This window comes from Spirosoma gilvum (genome assembly GCF_054776815.1).
Genome location: NZ_BAAHBH010000012.1, coordinates 214,907 through 237,195, shown reverse-complemented (window position 1 = coordinate 237,195; position 22,289 = coordinate 214,907). Strand labels below are relative to the sequence as shown.

13 protein-coding genes are annotated in these 22,289 nt (G+C 48.4%); 7 read left to right on the top strand and 6 right to left on the bottom strand.

Features of this window, described 5'->3' with window-relative positions; all coding sequences use genetic code 11:
• Positions 1–96: 96 nt before the first annotated feature.
• The 3 genes from ACYVFD_RS28185 to ACYVFD_RS28175 all read right to left on the bottom strand — a co-directional run bounded on the left by ACYVFD_RS28185 (position 97) and on the right by ACYVFD_RS28175 (position 3,544).
• On the bottom strand, positions 97–789 hold the full coding sequence (locus tag ACYVFD_RS28185; protein WP_461093863.1) for a hypothetical protein: 693 nt from the start codon (positions 787–789) through the stop codon (positions 97–99).
• 10 nt (positions 790–799) lie between these two features.
• The gene (locus ACYVFD_RS28180; protein WP_461093862.1) at positions 800–2,395 is read right to left on the bottom strand and encodes a M28 family peptidase; all 1,596 of its coding nucleotides are present in this window, start codon (positions 2,393–2,395) and stop codon (positions 800–802) included.
• A gap of 123 nt (positions 2,396–2,518) precedes the next feature.
• The gene (locus tag ACYVFD_RS28175; protein WP_461093861.1) at positions 2,519–3,544 is read right to left on the bottom strand and encodes a lysylphosphatidylglycerol synthase transmembrane domain-containing protein; all 1,026 of its coding nucleotides are present in this window, start codon (positions 3,542–3,544) and stop codon (positions 2,519–2,521) included.
• A 129-nt stretch (positions 3,545–3,673) separates the two neighbouring features.
• Here ACYVFD_RS28175 and ACYVFD_RS28170 point away from each other — a divergent pair, with 129 nt between their 5' ends.
• The 4 genes from ACYVFD_RS28170 to ACYVFD_RS28155 are packed head-to-tail and all read left to right on the top strand — an operon-like array spanning position 3,674 to position 7,980.
• Positions 3,674–5,755, top strand: coding sequence for a DUF7657 domain-containing protein (locus ACYVFD_RS28170; RefSeq protein ID WP_461093860.1), 2,082 nt, complete (start codon positions 3,674–3,676; stop codon positions 5,753–5,755).
• Positions 5,755–6,507: a glycosyltransferase family 2 protein gene (locus ACYVFD_RS28165; protein ID WP_461093859.1), complete on the top strand. Its 753-nt coding sequence runs from the start codon at positions 5,755–5,757 to the stop codon at positions 6,505–6,507. The genes ACYVFD_RS28170 and ACYVFD_RS28165 overlap by 1 nt, the downstream gene beginning before the upstream one ends.
• Position 6,508: 1 nt before the next feature.
• Positions 6,509–6,913 carry a DUF2304 domain-containing protein gene (locus tag ACYVFD_RS28160; RefSeq protein WP_461093858.1) on the top strand — a complete coding sequence of 135 codons (405 nt, stop codon included), beginning with the start codon at positions 6,509–6,511 and terminating at the stop codon, positions 6,911–6,913.
• 8 nt (positions 6,914–6,921) lie between these two features.
• Positions 6,922–7,980, top strand: a complete 1,059-nt coding sequence (locus tag ACYVFD_RS28155) for a glycosyltransferase family 2 protein (RefSeq protein WP_461093857.1) — start codon at positions 6,922–6,924, stop codon at positions 7,978–7,980.
• A gap of 73 nt (positions 7,981–8,053) precedes the next feature.
• Here ACYVFD_RS28155 and ACYVFD_RS28150 read toward each other — a convergent pair whose 3' ends face one another.
• On the bottom strand, positions 8,054–9,901 hold the full coding sequence (locus tag ACYVFD_RS28150; protein WP_461093856.1) for a hypothetical protein: 1,848 nt from the start codon (positions 9,899–9,901) through the stop codon (positions 8,054–8,056).
• Positions 9,902–10,035: 134 nt separating this feature from the next.
• On the opposite strand from ACYVFD_RS28150, the gene ACYVFD_RS28145 reads away from it, so the two are divergent.
• Positions 10,036–11,247, top strand: coding sequence for a glycosyltransferase family 9 protein (locus tag ACYVFD_RS28145; RefSeq protein WP_461093855.1), 1,212 nt, complete (start codon positions 10,036–10,038; stop codon positions 11,245–11,247).
• Position 11,248: 1 nt separating this feature from the next.
• Here the strand turns inward: ACYVFD_RS28145 and ACYVFD_RS28140 are convergent, their stop codons facing one another.
• On the bottom strand, positions 11,249–12,010 hold the full coding sequence (locus tag ACYVFD_RS28140; protein ID WP_461093854.1) for a class I SAM-dependent methyltransferase: 762 nt from the start codon (positions 12,008–12,010) through the stop codon (positions 11,249–11,251).
• Between the two features lie 100 nt (positions 12,011–12,110).
• Positions 12,111–13,931, bottom strand: coding sequence for a hypothetical protein (locus ACYVFD_RS28135; protein ID WP_461093853.1), 1,821 nt, complete (start codon positions 13,929–13,931; stop codon positions 12,111–12,113).
• 160 nt (positions 13,932–14,091) lie between these two features.
• On the opposite strand from ACYVFD_RS28135, the gene gcvP reads away from it, so the two are divergent.
• The gene (gcvP, locus tag ACYVFD_RS28130; RefSeq protein WP_461093852.1) at positions 14,092–16,992 is read left to right on the top strand and encodes an aminomethyl-transferring glycine dehydrogenase; all 2,901 of its coding nucleotides are present in this window, start codon (positions 14,092–14,094) and stop codon (positions 16,990–16,992) included.
• 280 nt (positions 16,993–17,272) lie between these two features.
• A complete protein-coding gene (locus ACYVFD_RS28125) occupies positions 17,273–22,288 on the top strand; it encodes a DUF5995 family protein (RefSeq protein ID WP_461093851.1) in 5,016 nt (1,671 codons plus the stop codon).
• The last annotated feature ends 1 nt before the right edge of the window (position 22,289 follow it).

Here is a 22,289-nt window from a genome sequence, read left to right as displayed (position 1 = left end):
AGGTTCATTGACTTGTCTGGAAATGTCAAATTTTGGGAACTTTTCCAGACAAGTCAAGGAAAGCCTCCTCTGAGACAGACTGATTGGCAAGTGCAATCAAATAACCTCAAGCTTTTTTATCAAACTGGATTTAGCGTTTAAATGCAGCAGTAGTTGATTTAGCGCACCCTTATATGAACTCCCCAAATCAATGTGAATAGTATAGTATTTACCTACTTTTTTAAGTTCTCCCGCATTGTGAATCAATCCTTGATCATTGCCTAAAAGAGTAGCTTTATTCCAACTTTCTACTGATTCATAAATCGTATTAGCGATCTCCGCTGAATGCCCAACTTCACTTTGAAATCGTAAAGTAATATCCAATCCATTTGTTGGATCAACTCTAGCTTTATAGTGAAGGGATTTTAGGAAAGGGTCTTTAGCTGCTTTTTGTTTTCTTTCTAATCGTCTCCTTAAATAGTCTATAAGGATCTGTTCTCTATGAAATTTTTCCCACCAACATTCGATAGACTGTGTAATCCCGTCTTTTCCATCAACTTGATTCACTAACCTCCAGCCTATCGTACAAGGAAATCCATAGATACCAATTATAAGATCCGTCTCTAGGTAAGTTATTTCCCCGTCAATTGTAATTTCCCGTTCATTATGGTTCAGACAACAATTAGTTATGGGTATTCGTAAACCATATGATTCAAAAAACTGACTCCGTAATTGCTTATCAATCGCTGGCAAATAACTAGCATCCAGCCCCGTCATGAAAGGAATACTATCTAACCAAGCTAATCCCATATTAATTCGTTTACTGTTTATGGCTATCGACTACTAATCGCTGGTCGCGGTTGGCGATGTCCCAGGCGGTATAGAAAACGAGCCGGGCGGATTTTTCAGCCAGATTGAAATCAATCTTTTCTATATCATCGGTCGGTTTGTGGTAGTCGGGATGCAGGCCGTTGAAATAGAAAATAATGGGGATCTGGTGCTTGGCGAAGTTATAATGGTCGGAGCGGTAATAAATGCGTTGCGGGTCCTGCGGATCGTTGTACTTATAGTCCAGCTCCATGTTTGTGTATTTCTTGTTCGTCTCTTCACTGATTTTGTGCAGGTCTGACGAGAGTTTGTCAGAGCCGATGACGTAGATGTAGTTGGATGACTTCCCCTGATGTAGATCATCGACCCGGCCCACCATATCGATATTCAGATCGGCGACGGTCTTGTCGAGCGGCAAGACGGGATCCATATCCGCATAGTACTGCGAGCCTAACAGTCCTTTCTCTTCGCCCGATACGGTTAGGAACAGGATCGACCGGCGCGGCCCTTTTCCAGCGGCTTTGGCTTTCGCAAATGCCTGCGCAATTTCCAGTACCGATACCGTACCCGACCCATCGTCGTTAGCCCCGTTGTTGATCTGCCCATCGGCACTGATGCCTATGTGATCGTAGTGAGCCGAAACCACCAGCACCTCGTCTTTTTTGTCGGTTCCTTCCAGAAAGCCCAGTACATTCGATGACTGCGTTTTTTCCTCAACCCGGTCGGCCTTCATGCTTACTTTGCCAGTCAAGGCCGAAGCCACAGGTTTGCTCGACTGAGCTAGTTGCTCAACCGTTTGATTGATTGTAGCCGCAGTCGTATTGAGCAGCGTCGATGCCATATCAGCCGTAATCAGAAACACGCCCACAGAACTTACATTTTCGGCACCTGGCTTCAACGTCAACCGATTCAAGCGCCCCAGCATAGCACCCCGTTGCGCCATGAGTTGTTTGAACGCTTCGGGCGAATCGGCCGAAATGATAAATACCTGAGCTGCTCCCTTATCTTTCGCAAGCAGACTTTTTGCCCGCCAGCCGTTCGTGCCACCCCATTTCGACGATTCAGCCGAGCCGCTCAGCAATTTTTTACCATCGGCTGTTTTCGGCTCATCGTCCAGCATCACAACCGCCTTCCCTGAAACATCACGCCCGGCATAGTCATCGTAATTGGCTTCGCCAATGCCATACCCGACAAAGACCGTCTCATAGGCCGTTTCGTTAGGTAGGTAAAGTAAGCCGTTCGGCATAAAGTCTTTCTGTGGCTCAAAGCGTTTACCGCCCGCATTGACGTAGAAATCACCCCATGTTTTTCTGTAGAGTGTAAACGCCTGCTGGTAACTCATTTTGCCATCCTCGGCCTTAACAATGGGCTTTAAGCCTTCGGCCGCAAACTGACTGGCAATGTAGTCGGCGGCTTTCCGCTGACCTCGTGTGCCGGTTTCGCGCCCTTCCATGTCGTCAGCCGCCAGCACTTTAAGGTTTTTTTCGAGATCAGCAGCGGTAATGGTATTGGCAAATTTGTCCTGGGCCAAACACAGGCCGGGCAGCACAAGCAGACCGGCCGCCAGCGTAAGTTGATGAGATGTCATTAACTAAATGTGATTGAGATGTTTGAAACGACGAATTTACAAAAACTAAGTTTGATTAGGATTTTGTAAAGTATATGGTTTAAAGATAACATGTGTTTAACCGATTCGCCAACAGTAAACTGCCTATTTTTGTAGGCTTTCGGTCGGCTTTAGCGATCGTTTCGTAATCAGGATAGGAATAATAAGAAAACTCAGACTGCTTAGCAACAACGAAAAACCAACCTGCACCCCGTGTAGAAATGTGGCCACTACTACGCCCTGCGTAAGGGTCATACCATAAAGTACTAACGCACGACTGACTAAAAAATGATAGGTGCCCAGACCGCCCTGGGTTGGCACAGCCAAACCGCCCAATGAACTCACTGCCAGTATAGTCAAAACAGCCGTTGGAGGGAGCTTTGCCGTCTGAGAGGTCGAAAAAAATAACGCATAATTAAGCAGAAAGATCAGGACATAACTCACAACCGTTAAAGCAATAAACAGTCCGGGTTGTTTTAGTTGCCGAATACTCAGGAAACCTCGCTTTACGTTACTGATAATATCGACAACCCGAATGACGAATCGATGACGCCAGAACGCTTCACTTTGGAGTAGACGATATAAAAAAATAAGAAGCCCTAATCCGATTAGTGCCCCAACTATAAGCGATTTATTAGATGAACCATCCGTCGAAAGCTGGGGAAATAAAGGCGATAAGACATCAATAAAATAGGCACTCACTCGATTGAACTCGAGCAGTACTGTCAACGTAATTATTACCAACAAACTAATTAAATCAACAACACGCTCTGCCACAACGGAGCCAACGCCCTGAGCCAGCGGAACGCCATCTGTACGTTGCAACGTACCACAACGGGTTACTTCACCTGCACCAGGAATAATCATACTCGCTAATGCGCCAGCTAGCATAGCAACAGTTGTCCGAAAGAGCGAAGGAGAATATCCCAACGCCTGTAAAGCCAGTCGCCAGCGCGCTGCCCGCGACACGTGATAAAGCAGGATAAGTATCGTTGTAATCCCGATCCAGTATGGATTGGCCTGTAAAAACTGTGTAGTCAGTTCGGTTAAAGGAACTCCTTTCAACACGTACCAAAGAAGCCCTACTGCAATGATAACGGAGATTAGCTGCCGAACAAGACGTTTCACCATGGGGGCAAATTAGCTATTTTACGAAACAAAATGCCAGATGTTGGCAAACTGGCACGGTATTAGTAAGTTTGACTGATGAGCCTTGCTCAATAATCAACCCAATTTGAAAACCCGTCCGTATTCTTACCCATGTCGAAGAAAAGGAAAGGCCAGTCTGGCGGTGCTACACCCAATCCGGTAGCGCAGCAACAGCCCAAGCCTCAACCAGCCCCTGTTCGTTCTCAGCCTGTTATACCATCTAAGGCCGTTGAATCAACGCTTACAGAGCAATCATTTCAGCTTATCCGGTTTGACAAACGGCTGAAGTGGTTTATGGGTATTTGTGTCGGTTTGTTTTTATTACTCACCCTATCTAAAATTCATTCGATTTCACTAGCTCTGTGGAATCAGCTAATGCCTGATGGAAGTAATCCTAAGCGTGGCCTAATCTCGGGTGAACCACGCCGTATTCGTATGGACGATTATGCCGTGGGTACTCCCTGGATTCTGTCGCAGGCCAACAAAGGCTTCCCAACTGAAAATTTGACCATTGGTGGCGAAAAAGCCCCTATTCTGGTCACGCCAACCAAGCATTTCAGCGTCTTATTCAAACCCGATCAATGGGGTTTTTTCATCTTTGATGTTGAGCGAGGCTATGCTTGGATGCATAATTTCAGGGTAATGTTTGCCCTTATCGGCGCTACGCTGATGTTGTTATTACTGACCCGGAATAATTTCTGGTTATCAGTCTTTGGCAGTGTATGGCTCTTCCTATCGTCGGGCACGCAATACTGGATGTACATTCCCACGCCCATGATAGCGGCCATGAGCCTGATTTTTGTTGCGTCGGTCTATCTGATTTACAGTGATAATCCCAAAGCAATCCTACTCAGTGCAGTTGCACTAGCCTGGTTACTTATGGACTATGCCTTGATTCTGTATCCACCGTATGAATTACCCTTAGGCTATGTACTGGTATGCCTATTGTTGGGCTATATCCTGAATAACATCGAGCTAAATCGAATGGCAAAACGCTGGCCAATCAAAGCAGGAGCGGCCGTATTAGCCCTTGGATTAACAGGAATTGCTTTTTGGTCTTTTTACTCTGATGTGAAGCCCACGCTGGATGCTATCATGAATACGGTGTACCCAGGGAAACGGAGCGAATTAGGTGGTACAGGTTTTATCGCCAACTGGTTTTCAGAGTACTTTAGTTGGATGGTATCCGACACCAAGCTGCCCAGCAACTGGCTAAATAGCTGTGAGCAATCTCACTATATAACCTTTGCTCCCATCATTATCCCCTGCGCGCTTATCAGCTTTAGCCTCTACCGAAAAATTGACTGGGTGGTACTACTCTTAATTACCTTTGTGATTTTTGGGTATATCTGGATCGAAGTTGGCTTCCCCGAATGGTTGGCCAAACTTACCCTCTGGAGCATGAGCCCTACTCGTCGAACGCAGATTCCTTTTGGCATTGGCAACGTTTTACTTACTCTGGCTTATCTGTATTACCTAAGTACACTACCAATAAAAGCCAATACCCTATACACAGCCATTGGTGTTGCTGGGGTGCTCGCTTACATGATTTACGCAGCCAATGTAAACGTTGACGACTCGGCTGGCTTTTTCAAAATGGGACAGCTTATTATGCCAACGGTGTTTTTTGCGGCTGTAGGCTCGTTGCTCTTATTTAGCTGGGATGTTCCTTACCGAAACTTGTTGTTCGGCAGTGCCATTACCTTGTTTTTGCTACCAAATCTTAGGATAAATCCTGTTTCGAAGGGGATGGCACCTATTACGGACCATCTGCTGTATAAAACGGTTCAGTCAATCCATGCCCAGGAGCCCAATGCCAAATGGGTCGTGTTTGGTGGCCAGTATGTGGCTTATATGGTCACGGCGACGGGTGTAGATGTCTTGAGTGGGGTTAAATACATTCCGCCCCGTTCGGTCTTGAAAGTGCTTGACCCGACTATGAAACGGGATTCGGCCTATAACAGGTTTGCCCATACGATTTACACCAGTTACGTAGATGGCCGCGATTCGGTCATCATCCAGAATACGTTTGAAGATGGCTATACAGTAGCCATGGACCCTTGCTCACCAAAGCTGAAACAACTTAATGTGAAGTATGTGGTCTTTGACCATACGCTGCATCCGGCCGAAAACCGCTGCATGAAACTGGTATCGACGCTCGGCTCGCTAACCATTTACCGGATCAATGACTAATGGAAACCCAGGCTCTCACCGATCCCCGCATTCTGATTGTGGTGCCCTGCTTCAATGAAGAAGCCGCTATAGCGACCGTTGTTCGGGAGATTAATCAGGTAAAACATCAGTTCGAGCTGCGGCTGGACATCCTGGTGGTTAACGACTGTTCGACCGACAACTCGATGGCGATCATTCGAAATCTGAACTGTTTATACCTTGATTTGCCGGTCAATCTGGGTATTGGCGGGGCCATGCAGGCAGGCTACAAATACGCGTATCGAAACGGTTACGACATTGCTGTACAGATGGATGGCGATGGCCAGCACCCCGCCAACGAGTTAATCAAGATTCTGCAACCGTTGATCGATGGCCGTGGAGATGTAGTTATTGGCTCCCGTTTTCTGGAGAAATCTGGCTTTCAGTCGACCGCAATTCGGCGTATCGGTATCAACTATTTCCGTCGACTCAATTATATGCTGATTCGCCGGGCCATTTATGATAGTACGTCGGGCTTCCGGGCATTTAACCGACGAACGCTGAAAATCGTGAATGACTACTATCCCGACGAATATCCTGAACCCGAATCGATTGTGCAGTTTGGGTTGTATAACCTACGTATCCTTGAAGTTCCGGTTACGATGCGGGAGCGACAGGGGGGCGTTTCGTCGATCAATACGGGTCAGGCGGTTTATTACATGCTCAAAGTGACGCTTGGAATTTTGTTTGTCTACATCCGTCTACTGAATAAGCGGGTAAGCTTAGCAAACTGATATGGCCTCTTTATCCATCACGATCCAGATCATCAGCCTGCTGGGAGCCGCGCTGTTTATGGTCATGATTTTCCGACTAATCGTTCGGGGGCGACTTCGGGAAGAGTATTCCATCATCTGGATACTTTGTACCGTTATCCTGATCGTCTTTGCCATCTGGCGAAAAGGACTGGAACAGATCTCGTTATTGCTGGGTGTATACTATCCACCATCGCTGATCTTTCTGGCAGCCATTTTTGCCATCATTGTTTTTCTGGTTCACCTGTCGGTCGTTAATTCCAAACTACAGAATCAGATCAAAGATTTGACGCAGGAAATGGCGATGCTCAAAAAAGAAATGCGAGATCTGCGTGCTACCCTACCGATCAACCAACCGGATGAGTCGGTTGTAGTGCATGAGAAATAACACGAGTTTTGGAAAATACGCCCGCCGATACAGCCGTAGAGTTAACTATTGTTATTGTATCCTACAACAGCCGAGCCGATTTAGCCCGCTGTCTGCCAACCATATACAGCCAATCAACTGACGCTACGGTTGAGATTATTGTGGTCGATAATCATGGACGCGATGGGGTAGCTTCATTTTTGCAGACATCTTTTCCTGACGTTCTGCTGATAAAAAATCCAGCCAATACAGGGTATGCCGGAGGAAATAATCTGGGCTTAGCCGAAGCCAAAGGTAAGTGTATACTCTTCCTTAACCCTGATACCGAACTCTGGCCAGAATGTCTGGAACAATTACTGACAACAGCCCGAAAACATCCTAAGGCCCTTATTACGCCGAAGTTATTAAATCCAGATGGTACCATCAATGCCTGTGGCAATCAAATGCAGTACACGGGTATCACCACCTGCCGGGGGCTGAATCAATCGGCGGACAGCTATAAAAATCAACAGCAGATCCCATTAGTATCAGGGGCTGCGCTACTGGCTCCAGCGTCTGTACTTCAGCAAATTGGCGGGTTTGATGAGTCATACTTTATGTATTTTGAAGATACGGAATTGTCGCTACGAGCACGGCTGGCGGGTTACGAACTCTGGTGCGATGCAGATGCCGTAATTACCCATTATTATAAATTAGGGTTCTCTCCAACTAAGTTCTACTACCTCGAACGAAACCGGCTGCTGACCTTTCTGACCATATTTTCGCGGTCAACATTACTGAGCTTGCTACCTGCCCTGCTGCTAACTGAGCTGCTAATGTGGGGATTTGCCTTGCGGGGGTGGCGTTATGTACGAACGCGCTTCCAAACATATGCCTATTTGTTCGAGAATTGGTCCAGTATCCGCAAACGACATCATCAGACTCAACAACTTCGGCAGGTATCAGACGTGGATTTACTACAAGGTAGCCTATTATCACTACCTTTTGACCAACTGGTGAGTGGAAAGGTAGGGCGTTGGTTAGATGCCTTAATACGCCCCTTTTATCGGCTACTAAAACCAGGCGTAGTCAGGTTTGGTCAAGAGTAGTCAGACATGGTCAAAAATCGTTTTTGCAATTCTTGACCACTCTTGGCTATACCTGACTACTCTTGACCATCTTTTACACATCCAACACGCCGGTCAGGGGAAAATACGATTGGTTGGTCTTATTAGTCAGATGGAGCCAGAGTTTGTACTGCCCTGGCTTCAAATCGGCCTTTCGAATCACGCAGGAGAATCCGGCATGGATGTATTGCATGGACTGAAGCTGATTCACTACATCGTAGCGAATATGTCGGCTCGTTGAAAAGGCGTAAATGTTCTGGGGCGACTGCGCAATGACCTCAATCTGGGTATCTTCTGAAGGGATGCCATTCATGACCGCCCAGGCCTGATACATCACCAGAAATCCGTTGGTCAGAAAAGGCTGTGCCTGTGCCGTTACGTCGTTAGTAGCCACTAACTGGCTCCCATCAACCGGTTTTGGCTTACTGCTTAGATCGGACAGTGTAATCGACGGAACCTGATAAATGCCTTTTTTTAAGGCATCAGGAAAGATGGTTTTCGCATCGTTGTTTCCCTCGCGATACAAAATCAGGTTTGCTTTATTGTCGTTATACAATGCACTACTGTATTTCAGCAGGGCTGTGCGGTCCTCCACTTTAGGCAGATTCTGTCTGTACGAATACTGGCACAGGTAAACAGCCGTGGCTAGCCCAAGCACCGCCAGAATGGGTCGAACAAGCTGGTGCTTTACCGTTTCGATGGTCACTATATACAAACTGATCAGCAGCATAACCGGCAAGATGCCATACCGGGGACTTAGCGCCTGCTGAATACCAAAGCCCGACCGCGCCATGGTGACCGAAAGGCTAGTTAGATACATAAAAGCCAGCAATGCCAGTATCGTCAGGTTCGTTGTCAATTGCCGTTTAGCCGCTTTCCAGGCCAGTAAACCGATGAAAAGAGCTAGCATCCATTTCCCGGCCCGAAGGGGCCAGTTAGGTTGCGAGGCAAAATCAGAACCCGTTAGCGTAAAGAAGTAGTCGAAAAACTGACCGGGTGTTTTTGTCAGTGTCTCGAAAATGGGTGGATGATGGCCGGGTTTTGCGTACCCCCAGAAATAGATGGCTGCTGTTAGCACGCCGATTCCCACCCAAATACCCAACTGCCGATAGGATTTTTGCAGAAAAAGTACGGGCAGACCAATGATAAACGTGAAGATACCGTTGCCGCTGGTGAACGACGCCATAAACGCACTGGCTACCGCTACCCAAAACCAGGCGGGCTGCTGTTTACTGCGGTCTAGCGCATAAAAGCTTAGGAGTGCAAATGCGACAATATACAGGTTCTGAATCGACGCCATGCCCCAAACAGTCAGTTCCCAAAAGTGCAGTTGGAAAAGCAGGAACGGAACAGGCAGAAAATAAACGACCTGCTGGAGAAGCGTTAGACTACGGAACGACGAGACGAATAATAACCCGATCACAATCAGTAACGACAGATTACCGAAAAGAATCAGGTGACGAAAATTAATGCTCCCGGTAAGTGCATAATCAGTCAGAAAAGCCAGCCGGTCCAGCACAATCCGGTGCTCGTTATGCTGCGAAAAAATCCGCTGTATTTTTCCGACAAGCGTGGGCGTTTTATATAAATAATTACTCGCAAATGCTAAGGCGCTGTCGAAATCATCTTCAAAAGGTACATTTACCGCATTACCCCAGACTACTTGATAGTAGTGGTAAATAGGCCATATAATTGCCAATACGACTATACCGATTAGCCCGTAGCGCAATGCCGGAGGGAGCGTTATCGATTTAGGTGCTTTCGGTGTAGAAACAACCGAAGCAGGCTGAGAATCTGCTTTCGCAGTAGGAGCCACCGACGTAATTCGACCAGAATCGCTACTCGATTTCGGGTTATGTTTTTCAGGCTGGCCTTGCGAGCGGCCTTTGGGTTTGGTTTTCACGGATAAGTAGACGAATAAGACCGATATTGGCCCGTATATTGATTATTGATCGTTAGATTCAGAAGAATCTATTTTACAAAAACAAGTTTACAAATTGCTGGTCAGATCAGCAACGACTCGGAACGATAGCTGCCATGCTACTAAAAAATATCATTCGATTTCTAAAAACTTCTCCTCTGCTAGTCCCATTACTGGCTCTAATTGACCTTATTTTATACATTGTGGATCGACTGGCTGTTCAGGCGGCTGGCCCTATTCAGCAGAAAGCCAATAAGCTGCTCATTATGCGAATCGACGTGCTGGGCGATTATATGCTGTTTCGTCCTTACCTAAAGGCGATTCGACAATCGGCACAATACAAAGACTATGCCATCACCCTATGCGCTAATCATGCCATTCGGACAGTAGCTGAGGGGTTCGATGGCAACCTGATCGATAATTTTATCTGGACAGATATTTACAAATTAAGTACTCGGCCGCTCTACCGCTTTCGATTTGTCCGGCAACTTCGGCAGCAGGGTTTTTCAGTCGTTTTTTGCCCGACATACAGTCGCGTACTGGTGCTGGACGATTTTTTATCGTATGCAACAGGGGCACCCAAACGAGCTGGTTGCGTAACTGATTTTGTGAACATAAAACGTTGGGAAGCCTGGTTTGGAGATAAACTATATACTCGTTTGCTGCCCACAGGGTCCGGGTTTGTCTTTGAAATGGAACGAAATCGTCGCGTAGTAGAAGCTTTTCTGAATCAAGTAGTACCTTTTGAACTACCCAGATTAGACCCCAACTTCACTAAGCCGGTTCCAATTCCGGAGCGCTTTGTGGTTTTATCGCTGGCAGCCGGTCAGGATTTTAAAATATGGCCTGCCGAAAATTTTGCCGAAGTCGCCCGATTTATCTTGGCCAACTATCCCTCCTGTAAACTGGTACTGACAGGCATGAAGAGCGAGATACCCTACGCCGAGGCTTTCAAAAAACATATGCCAGACACCACAAACGTACTGGATTTGACCGGCAGTTTATCGATCCCAGAACTGGTTTACGTGGTCATGAAGGCGGAACTCCTGATTGCCAACGAAACCGGCGTTGTCCATATTGCTGCATCAACACAAACACCAGCACTGGTTATTTCGCAAGGCAAAGCGCTGGTTCGCTGGCATCCTTATCCGCTTCCTATTGGCAAGTATATACACTATCTATATCCCCCCTTTATTGAAGCGAATCGGCATCGGCTGGAAACCATAGCCCCCATGTTTAAGCCCGAATCGCCTTACTCAATCAAAGACGTCTCTGTGGAACAGGTAATTACTTCACTGAAAGCTGTTATTTCCCTGCCCATCCATTAAATTATTTCTTCAGCAACTCCTGATCCGATAGGGTTCGGCTTTTCATCAACAGGTTCACCAGCAGATTCAAGCCGAATCGTCCTGCTGCTACTAGAAACCAGAAAACTGGCGCCGACAGCCTCCGTTTCGTCAGCAAATGATAATTCAGTAGATTGTAGTAGTGCAAACCATACTGTTTGCCTAAGTATTCCAGCGTTTTAGGGCGATACAAAGCTATATGCTGCCCATGATGTGGCGAATAGTACCACCAATTACTAATAGCAGGAGCGGGTTTGGGGCAAGGCTGTGTAGTAAAGAAAATACTATCAGAATAAGCCAGAATCTTCTCTAACTCCTGTGCAGGTTGTTCAAAATGCTCGAAGCATTCAAAAGCGGTGGCCATCTCATACCGACCAGGCTGAGCATCAAAGCCACGCGCCATGAAATTAGTAGCATACAAATCAGTTGTATAATAATCGAATCCAATGTCACGCATGTATCGGGCCAGTGTACCGTACCCGCCCGCGTAGTCGATAAACCGAGCATTTCGATCAAAGGCGAAAAAGGCTAGTGTTGCGGCCGATTTTCCCAGAATTAAACTCCGCTGAAGTGTTCCTGTATCCGTTGATGTAAAAGCATGACTATACGCTTCCTCGAGCCAATAGGGGGTTTCGGTCTGTACAAAATCGCAGGTAGGGCATTCATAATAAGCAACGCTGTATTTATTTAAAACAGTCGTTCGAAACAAAAAAGATGTTTCACTTTCGCAGACACGGCAATTCATAGATGGCTCTTATCGGTTATCGAAGATATGGGCAATTGCAATCAAAAATAGGGCCAGCTTTCAGGTAGCCTCAGTCGGGAAAGGCAAATTCCATTATTGATCAGGCATCTACCGTCAATGTAAGCGGTTGATAAACTTTGGTCGCTCCATTTGCGAGGCAAAGCCAGAGTTCATAATGCCCTGGCTTCAGGTCTTTTTTGTCCAGAACGCACGAAAAGCCGGGTTGCTTGTATTGACCGCCTAACGTATGGTCGACCGCATCATCCCAGGTATGCCGGTATGCATCAAACGCATAACAGGTCGTTGCCGATTTCGCAATGAACTGAGCAGACATCCCGCGCGGAAACTCATTATTCAGGAAGGCAGCCGCCCGGTATATAACCAGAAAATCACCAAACCGATACGGCTTTACTTCCGAACGAACCGCCGATGATGCTACTAACTGGGTACCATCGCACGACTGGGGGATATTGCGCAGGTCGCGAAACGTAGTTGGTGGAACCTGAAACACGCCTTTTGGGGTAACCTCTCTGAAAATAGCAACCGCAGTCTCCGGATTGCCCCAATGCAGCGAAACCATTGTCGGCTTTTCATGGAAAATAGCGCTGTTATACTTCATTTGCAGGGTCCGATCGGCCAGACGATGACGATTCCCCTGGTTATTACCCGACCCGTAAAAGAAAACACTAACCAGCGAATAAATCCCAAAAACGCCCAGCCGCCCATAGCGATTTGGTATGGTTTCGATAGCCAGTAAGGCCTGTGTGGCAAACAGCATGACCGCCACAATGCCGTATCTCGGCGTAAACGCCTGTTCAACTCCCATCCCCGACCGCGACGCCATCAGCGACAGGCAGGTCAGGTAGAGAAAAGCAATCCAGCCCAGGAGCGGTAAATGATCAATCAGTTTTTTCTGATACCACAAATAACCCAATAAGCCCAGTGTTACACTCAATGACAAGACACCAAATACTAATGCCATTTTCGCCCGACCAGGGCCTATCATCGACCCAATGAGCGTAAAGAAATAATTGATGGCCCGACCTGTATGATTGAACAGCGAATCCGCAATATCGGGATGATAAGGCGGTCGGATGTAGCCAATAAAATAACACCCAATGGTGATGGCTGCGACAAGAACCCATAGGCCTAATCGTTGGTACGATTTCATCAGCAGCAACACACCCATCCCCGCCACAAACGTAAATAGGCCATTGCCGCTCGTATAAGTAGCCAATACAGCACCTAGGCAGGCGGCTGTAAAAGCCCCTTTTCCTAACCGGCTCAGACTGTATAGGCTAAACATAGCAAACGGAATCACATACAGGTTCTGTAGAGCCGCCATGCTCCAGGTCGATAATTCCCAGTACTGGAACGAGAATAGCGAATACGCTACGGGTAGTAAATACAGGAGTTTCTGATTCAGCGGTAACCCCCGAAATACCACCTTCATAAATAAATACCCGATCAGCAAAGGAGCCAGGTTACCAATCAGAATCAAATGCCTGAAATTCAGCTGCCCAAACAGCGCGTAATCGAGCAGAAAAATAAGCCGATCGAAAACGATGCGGTGTTCATTATACTGCGAGAAAATAAGTTTTAGTTTGCCCCAGAAACTCAATCCACCAAAGTGATAGTCGGCAATGAACGAAAGTGCACTGTTCAGATCATCTTCATACGGAAAATTATAGGCATTCTGGTAGATGGTCACATAGTAAATAGCGACTGGAATAGCCAACAAAACCACCAGAACGAAATACTGAACGAGCAAGGTTGCCGACAATGGCTTACTCGCCCCCGATATAAGGGTGGGCAATTGTGGCCCCCTTGAACGGGAGGCTGACCGAGCTTCATAAACGGATTTTTGGGTAGATGATCGGACTGGAAAAGAGGGGAAAAAGTTGGCTGCAACCGTTGCCATCGAGCGCACTTATCGGAAGTTGAGCTGTAAGTATAGTGCATTCCTGCCGATTAGACAAGCCACTTCTTCTTAACATTAATTACATAATTGGTTCAACCATACGGCTTTTCTAGCCTTATTGGTGTAAATTTGCAATAGACATAACAGAAGCCATTCTTCAATGAAGTTAACTCTTCAGCAAACAGACATATTTGAAGACCGTCACCACGGTCAGACCGAAGCGGCTCAGGCCGACATGCTCAAAACAGTAGGCGTTACTTCCATCGACCAACTCATTGATCAGACCGTTCCCGAAGCCATTCGGCTCGAAAAACCGCTCAACCTGCCCCAGCCAAAGTCAGAAATGCAGTTTCTGACCGACTTTAAAAAACTAGCGGGTCAGAACAAGGTGTTCAAATCGTATATCGGTACGGGGTATTACGATACCATCACGCCCAACGTCATTCTTCGTAATATTCTGGAAAACCCTGCCTGGTACACGGCTTACACGCCCTATCAGGCCGAAATCGCTCAGGGACGGCTCGAAGCGCTGCTGAATTTCCAGACGGTCGTATCCGATCTGACAGGTATGGACCTGGCCAATGCCTCATTGCTGGATGAGGGAACGGCTGCCGCCGAAGCCATGCACATGCTCTATGCACTACGTCCGGCTGCACGAAAAAACGCGACCACCATTTTCGTTTCGGAACGCTGCCATCCGCAGACGATCGATGTGGTACTGACGCGGGCCACTCCGCTGGATATTAAAGTACTGGTTGGCGATCACCGGACTGTTGATCTGACCAATAGCGAAATTTTCGGTCTGTTGCTTCAATACCCGGCTACCGATGGGGAAGTCTTCGACTATACCGACCTGATTGCCGCAGCCCACGAGTTAGGCATCACCACAGCCGTAGCTGCCGATTTACTGGCACTTACCTTGCTTAAATCACCGGGTGAAATGGGTGCCGATGTTGTTGTAGGTTCGTCGCAACGGTTTGGTGTTCCCATGGGTTACGGTGGTCCGCACGCAGCCTTCTTTGCTACCCGTGATGCCTACAAGCGGCAGATTCCTGGCCGGATCATTGGTGTGTCGCAGGATGCCGAAGGCAAGCCAGCGTTACGTATGGCGTTACAGACGCGCGAACAGCATATTCGTCGGGAAAAAGCAACGTCAAATATCTGTACAGCGCAGGTTTTGTTGGCCGTAATGGCCAGCAGTTATGCCGTATATCACGGTCCAAAGCGTCTTCGCACCATTGCTGAACAAGTTCATGCGCTCACCAAAGCGTTTGCTACGGCCCTTCGGTGGAGCGCTCATGAAGTAAGCACAGAAAATTATTTTGATACAGTTACGGTTCGGGTCGATGATGTTGAATCGCTGAAAAAATCGGCGAAAGCGGCTCAGATAAACCTTCGTTACCTGCCTGATGAAGAACATGTCAGCGTATCGTTCGACGAAGCTAAAACCTTACACGACCTGACTGAACTTCTGACCGTATTCGGTGTAAAAGCCGACATGGAGGTGGTGCTGGAGAGTCTGGCAATCACCTGGCCTGAATCACTCGTTCGTACGACCGACTACCTGACGCATCCAGTGTTCAATACGCACCATACCGAACACGAAATGCTGCGTTACCTGAAATCGCTGGAAGAAAAAGATCTTTCGTTGGTACATTCGATGATTTCGCTGGGCAGTTGCACCATGAAACTCAACGCCACAGCTGAGATGATTCCTGTAACCTGGCCGGAGTTTGGAAAAATCCACCCCTTTGCGCCGAAAGACCAGACCGTTGGCTATCAGCAACTTTTCACAGACCTGAACGCCTGGCTTTGCGAGATTACCGGTTTTGCGGCCATGTCAATGCAGCCCAACTCAGGTGCGCAGGGCGAATACGCGGGTTTAATGGTTATCCGTGCCTACCACGAAAGCCGGGGTGATTCCCATCGGAACATTTCGTTGATCCCCCAATCGGCACACGGTACCAATCCAGCCAGTGCGGTTATGGCGGGTATGAAAGTGATTATCGTGAAATGCGATGATCGCGGAAACATTGACGTTGCCGACCTGAAAGCTAAAGCCGAACAGTACAGCAATGATCTTTCCTGCCTGATGGTCACCTATCCATCAACTCATGGCGTATTCGAGGAAAGTATCAAGGAAATCTGTACTATCATCCATCAACATGGCGGACAGGTATATATGGACGGGGCCAACATGAACGCACAGGTTGGTCTGACATCACCCGCAACCATTGGTGCTGACGTTTGCCACCTAAACCTCCATAAAACCTTTTGCATTCCACACGGTGGTGGCGGTCCGGGCATGGGCCCAATCGGCGTTGCTTCGCAACTGGTGCCATTCTTGCCAGGCCACGTGACTAACAGTCGTGGGCTCAAATCCTATGGCGCAGGTGCTGTTTCAGCAGCTCCGTATGGCTCGGCCAGCATTCTTACCATCTCCTACGCGTACATAGCGATGATGGGCGGTGAAGGACTGACCAATGCCACGAAACGAGCTATTTTGAATGCCAACTACATCAAAGCTCGTCTGGAAGGTCAGTACGATACACTCTATACAGGAACAAACGGTCGTTGTGCTCACGAAATGATCATCGATTGTCGGCCGTTCAAATTAGCTACGGGCGTTGAAGTCGAAGATATTGCTAAACGGCTAATGGATTATGGATTCCACGCACCAACGGTTTCATTCCCGGTAGCTGGTACATTGATGGTTGAACCAACAGAATCCGAGTCGAAAGCAGAGCTGGACCGCTTCTGTGAGGCTATGCTTGCGATTCGTAACGAGATTCGTGAAATTGAAAGCGGTGCAGCCGATAGAGCCAGTAATGTCCTGAAGCATGCTCCTCATACCGCAACCGTAGCCCTAAGCAATGACTGGAATCGCCCATATAGCCGCGAAAAGGCCGTATATCCATTGCCTCAGGTACGCGCCCGCAAGTTCTGGCCAAGTGTTAGTCGTATAGATTCAGCATATGGCGACCGCAATTTGGTTTGTGCCTGTGTACCCATAGAAGCGTATGCCAGTGAAGCCGTCGAAGAAGTCAGCGTAGCGCAGTAAGTTTAACTGGTTACCCAAGTACAAACGAAATCCCCTCAAGTCTGTAAGTGACTTGAGGGAATTTTCAGTTTAAAGAAGCTCGACACGGACATGTAGCGTAAGAAAATGCGTTGAATCTATCCACGAAGCAATCATATAAATAGCTGTTCAAATCAATCAAATAACATACAGACTGCTTTCGACTGGCGATAGATAAATAACCTGACACTCAAAATTTTAAAGAGTTTTTCAATAACATTATGTGTTATCTTAACGCACAATTTCCTCTTGACTCATCAATATGCCTAACCTCTACGCCTTACTTGTGGGGATTGGCGCTTACGAACGGGTACGCTCTTTACGCGGACCAGTCAATGACGCGCTTTCCGTCAATGATTACTTAGGGCTATTAGCCCCCCATTTCACCCTGAACGTACAGGTCCTGATCGACCAGCAAGCTAATAAACCCGCTATAATTGATGGGTTTCAGACCCATCTGGCTCAGGCAGGTCCGGATGATACAGTACTATTTTATTTTGCCGGGCATGGCACGCAGGAAACTGCCGATCCAACAATCTGGCTCACCGAAACTGATGGCCAGCTCGAATGTCTGGTTTGCCATGATGCGGGCGCTGCCAATACCTGGGATTTTCTGCTGGCCGATAAAGAACTGCGCTACCTGATTGGTCAGGTCGGCGCGACAGGTGCGCATGTTGTCACCGCATTCGATTGCTGCCATTCGGGCGATAATACCCGCTCAGATGTGTTGCTGACGGCTGCACTGGCCGAGCAGGATGTGCGCGAACGACGACTGGCCTTCAACGCTCCTCAACGTCCATATAATGGTTTCTGCTTTCACACGACTGTACCGGTTGAATCGATCAGAAGCCAGGGTATTGACACCGTTCTCCCTCAGGGCGCGCACATACAGATGGCGGCCTGCGAGTCGGATGAGAGTGCAGTGGAAGTTAACGGCGAAGGTGTTTTTACCAAACATCTATTGGCGACACTGAGAGCAGCCCACGGGCAGTTATCCTATGGCGATTTGCACAACCGCGTTCGGCAAACAATGCGATTTGGCTACGAACAGCATTTACGCATATATACGCCAGCCGTAAACCAAACCAGCGAGTCAGGAAGCAGTTTGCTGAATCAGGGATTTCTGAACCAGCCGCTTGATGCTGATACGCTGACGGCCTCTGTTCTATATAATAAACAGGAAGGCTGGCTGCTCGATGTAGGGGCAATTCATGGGATTGGGAAGCCCGATCAGGCTACTTATCTGTATGACCGCTATGGAGAACGATATCCTCTTCAGGTTGAACGGATCGGGGCCGATTATAGTGTAGTTTCCATTCCCTCTGCTTTGCAGTATACTCTCGACAAAACGGTCACTTACCGAGCAACGGTGTCAGGGCTATTAAGTCAACCTATTCGGCTTCAGTTGTTCAACCATGGAGGGCTGACCAGCGATTTACCCACTTTATTGAGCGAGTTAACCAATCGGGCCGGTGCCTGCTTTGTCACGGAAGATGATCCGGCCAAAGCGGACTATTGCCTGCATGTCCGGAACGGCCTTTATTATATCACGCATCCCGATACAAGCGATCCGTTAAACCACGAGCGCCCGCTCATTCGACCAATTCAGGCCGACAACCCACAGGCCTTCGAAGAACTGGCAGACGATTTACGCCACCTGGCCCGGTGGTATTACCTGACTCACCTGCGCAACACTGAAGTTATCGAGCCCGTACTGAATGTTGCAGTAGAAACCACATCGGAGCAGACCATCCCCTTAACCGAAGCCCATCCGGCTCCATTGCCTGTCCAGTTTACCCGGATAAATCCAACGAAACCTTTCTTAGCGCAACTACGCATTCGGCTGACTAATCCCAACGATCAGGCCTTGTATTGTACAGCCCTGTACCTATCGCGGGATTTCGGTTCGTTTCTGGATTTTCTCCCCACCAATTGTCGTCTGGAACCGGGCCAGAGCGTTGCGTTGGGCTTGGCCGACAGAAAAGCGCCAACAGGTCGTCAGACGACATTACGACTCGGTCTGGAAGAGGTAATCCGGGAGTATAACTGGCCTACGGTTATCGAAGAAATTAAATTACTGATCACCATAGAGCCGCTCTCAGAAAAAACATTGGCGTTTCTAAAGCTAAACGCGTTGCCTTCGCCCCCCGTATTGGCCGACCGCAACAAGCTGGATGGAATGACCAGGGGCGCCTTCGAACTAGACACCGAAGAAACTGAACCCTTACCCGAATGGAGTACGCAGACCATTAGTCTGCAACTTATCAATCCGCTTTACAACCAGATTCAGCCGGATGATGTAAACCAGATGCTGGAGCCCGTTGCCGACGGTTCGTACACCGTTCAGACCGATTTCGCCTTGGGTTTATATTACAAAACGGCTCCAACCAACGGGCTACTACCTGACTTGCAACTTCGCGACGAACTGGTTCTGATACAACCGGCCGAAGGCGAACGTGGGCTCTGGAACGATCTGAAAGTAGGTATTGCGAACCGAATAGCAAGGCAGATACGCAATCGGCAATATAAGCAAAACCTATTCCGCTATCCAGACCGTATGCGCATCGTGGCGGAGGGCGATTCCTGGTTTCAGTTTCCATCTCTACTACGGGATATTGTCGATTATCTGTCAGGCGTTTACAATATCTACAACGTAGCCAGTGCCGGGGCTTCGATGGAAGACTACCTGAAAGAAGGGAAGTTTCTGGAAGCTATCGCCCAGGTAAAACCGGCATTTTTTCTCCTAAGCGGTGGTGGCGATGAACTGCTTGGCGAATCATTTCCCCAGCTTATTCGCGACGTACCGCGCACCGACGTATCGGATGCATCGCGGTATGTGGCCGACACGATTACCGAAACACTGGTGCAACTAGGCGACCGCTTCAACCGTATGCTGCGACTCGTGCAACAGGGATACCCGCAGGTACACGTACTCATACACGGTTACGATTATGTGATTCCGACCAATACCGTCATCAATCGGAAACCCGGTTGGTTAGGCAAAACCTTACTAGCCAAAGGTATTACGGACGCCAACGAGCGTGAAGCAGTAGTCCGGTATATAGTCGATGCCTTCAACAACACACTGCGTCAGGTGTCGGCTGCTTACCCGAACGTAACCTACCTGGATTTGCGGAGTACAATTCAGCGCACGGATCGGCCTACCGATTACTGGTACGACGAAGTTCACCCCAACGACAAGGGTTTTCTGAGTCTGGCTTCGCGGTATGTAAGCCATATCAATCGGAAAGAAGGGAAAGCCGACCATATCAATGCACCATCCGGCGATGCAAGTGATCAGGAGGGTACGCAAACCGGGTCGGACGAGGCTCCCGAGCGCTGGTCAACGACCTATCTGGAAAGCAAGCGTCGGGCAGGCGACCCACTGGCCGACCATGTGATCGAAACGTTGCTGGCTGAAAACCAAAAGGGTGAGATCGACCAGATTTTTCAGGTACTGGTGCGAAACCGACAGTTTCCCAATCCAGCTTTCGATGTACTGCCCGATCCGGTTAAACGCATCGTAGAGAGCTATTTTGGGCAAACCCGTCAGCTACCTGTCAATGCCGAGCCGTTCAAACTGATGATCGCCAGTAAGGTATTTCAGCAACATGGCCCAAAAATCCTGTTTGTTCTGCTCTGCAAATCGCTTCCACTTTGCTATACCTGCTGGCGAGGAGCCAAAGTGCTGTATCGTACCGGACGGCTGCGCGTAAACGACGGCTCGCTGGATGCCTTTAGTCGCCGGGTGATGGAAACGGCCCAGTTTGTCGTAGATGTGATGACGCACAATAATTTTGAGCACGACGGCACCGCCATTGTTGCCATCCAGAAAGTACGGCTCATGCACGCGACCATCCGGTATTTTGCCCAACAGCGGGCCTGGGACATAGATACGTATGGAGTGCCCATTAATCAGGAAGATTTGGTTGGTACGCTTTTGTCCTTCAGTGTTACTATCCTTGATGGGCTGGATCAACTTGGCGTAATGCTTACACCCGACGAGCGCAGTGCCTATATGCACCTGTGGAGCGTTGTAGGGGCCATGATGGGTATTGACTCCGATCTGCTACTAGAAGATGAGAATGAAGCGCGTGAGTTGATACAGGCCATTCTGAACCATCAGGCAGGACCCTCGATGGAAGGAACCGAACTGGCCAATGCGTGCATTGAGCTAATGAATGAACGGATGGTGGTGGGACCACTCAAGCGATTGTCGCCTTATTTTATCCGGTTTTTTATTGGCGATCACTACGCCGATATGCTCCAGATACCAACCGTAGATACAGACAACTCATTTGTACTGGAAGCGGCTCAGTGGTTAGACAAAGGCATTCGGGGTGTAAACGAGCGGAATGTACTGCTAGCGGCTTTAGGCCGTTCGTTAAGCCATAACATGATCACCGGATTCATGCGGTTTAGCAATGCCGCCAAGCACGAACAGTTTTACTTACCCTCGGCCCTGACCGACGATTGGGAAGCTGTTACACCTGATTTCCGCATTCCACCACTCGACCGTATTGAGGATGTAATCGCTTATCTGGATAAACTGGCGCGGCACTTTCGGTCGCAGAACAATCCAATGGGCATGTTCTGTGCCGTTTATAAACTGGTTACAGAGCGCGTGGCCGAAGGTATTCGACTCCGACTGTTTGAGAACCCGGCAGAGATGGAGCAGGTCGATGTGGGCTTCGGTAACCGTTATTTCGAGGCCCTAAATCTGTATTTCGACGGCAAACCCGCACCTGGCCCCTGGCAACTTTCGTTCGATGCAGCCCGAACACTTCTTACAACCGATCAGCATATTTTTTCAGCAGCCAGCGCCCATATCACCTATGACCTGCCCATTGTTGTCGATGAGGTGTTCCGGGGCAAAGATATCGAGCGGTTCAAGGGCGATTTTGCCAGGATGAACGCGCTCTTCGATGATATGTATCACCAGATGAACGACAATGTCGGGCGAATCTTCCGGCCTTTTGGTCGTTTACTGACCTACTTTTCCGACCAAATCATACGCCTTGAGAGTGGAGTGATGAAAAAAAGCCGTGAGCTGGCCTGGAAAAAAAGTGGACAACTACATCGGGCGACTGATGCCACCGAACGTGCCCGCTTGCTCACCCAGCTCGAAGCCGAAGCCACGGCACTGGGCGACGCCATTGTGAATCCGCCAGTGCTATTACGGATGCCGTTACAGCGTATCGCCAGGCAAGAGTTCGGGACGGCCGCCCACAAAATCGATGTCATGCTTCGATCGGCGCTGTTGCCCCAAGTCGCTTAAT

Excerpts from the sequence above, each read along its gene's own strand:
- ACYVFD_RS28185 (WP_461093863.1), bottom strand. The coding sequence starts at position 789 with ATGGGATTAGCTTGGTTAGATAGTATTCCTTTCATGACGGGGCTGGAT.
- ACYVFD_RS28180 (WP_461093862.1), bottom strand. The coding sequence starts at position 2,395 with ATGACATCTCATCAACTTACGCTGGCGGCCGGTCTGCTTGTGCTGCCC.
- ACYVFD_RS28175 (WP_461093861.1), bottom strand. The coding sequence starts at position 3,544 with ATGGTGAAACGTCTTGTTCGGCAGCTAATCTCCGTTATCATTGCAGTA.
- ACYVFD_RS28170 (WP_461093860.1), top strand. The coding sequence starts at position 3,674 with ATGTCGAAGAAAAGGAAAGGCCAGTCTGGCGGTGCTACACCCAATCCG.
- ACYVFD_RS28165 (WP_461093859.1), top strand. The coding sequence starts at position 5,755 with ATGGAAACCCAGGCTCTCACCGATCCCCGCATTCTGATTGTGGTGCCC.
- ACYVFD_RS28160 (WP_461093858.1), top strand. The coding sequence starts at position 6,509 with ATGGCCTCTTTATCCATCACGATCCAGATCATCAGCCTGCTGGGAGCC.
- ACYVFD_RS28145 (WP_461093855.1), top strand. The coding sequence starts at position 10,036 with ATGCTACTAAAAAATATCATTCGATTTCTAAAAACTTCTCCTCTGCTA.
- ACYVFD_RS28140 (WP_461093854.1), bottom strand. The coding sequence starts at position 12,010 with ATGAATTGCCGTGTCTGCGAAAGTGAAACATCTTTTTTGTTTCGAACG.
- ACYVFD_RS28135 (WP_461093853.1), bottom strand. The coding sequence starts at position 13,931 with ATGGCAACGGTTGCAGCCAACTTTTTCCCCTCTTTTCCAGTCCGATCA.
- gcvP (WP_461093852.1), top strand. The coding sequence starts at position 14,092 with ATGAAGTTAACTCTTCAGCAAACAGACATATTTGAAGACCGTCACCAC.
- ACYVFD_RS28125 (WP_461093851.1), top strand. The coding sequence starts at position 17,273 with ATGCCTAACCTCTACGCCTTACTTGTGGGGATTGGCGCTTACGAACGG.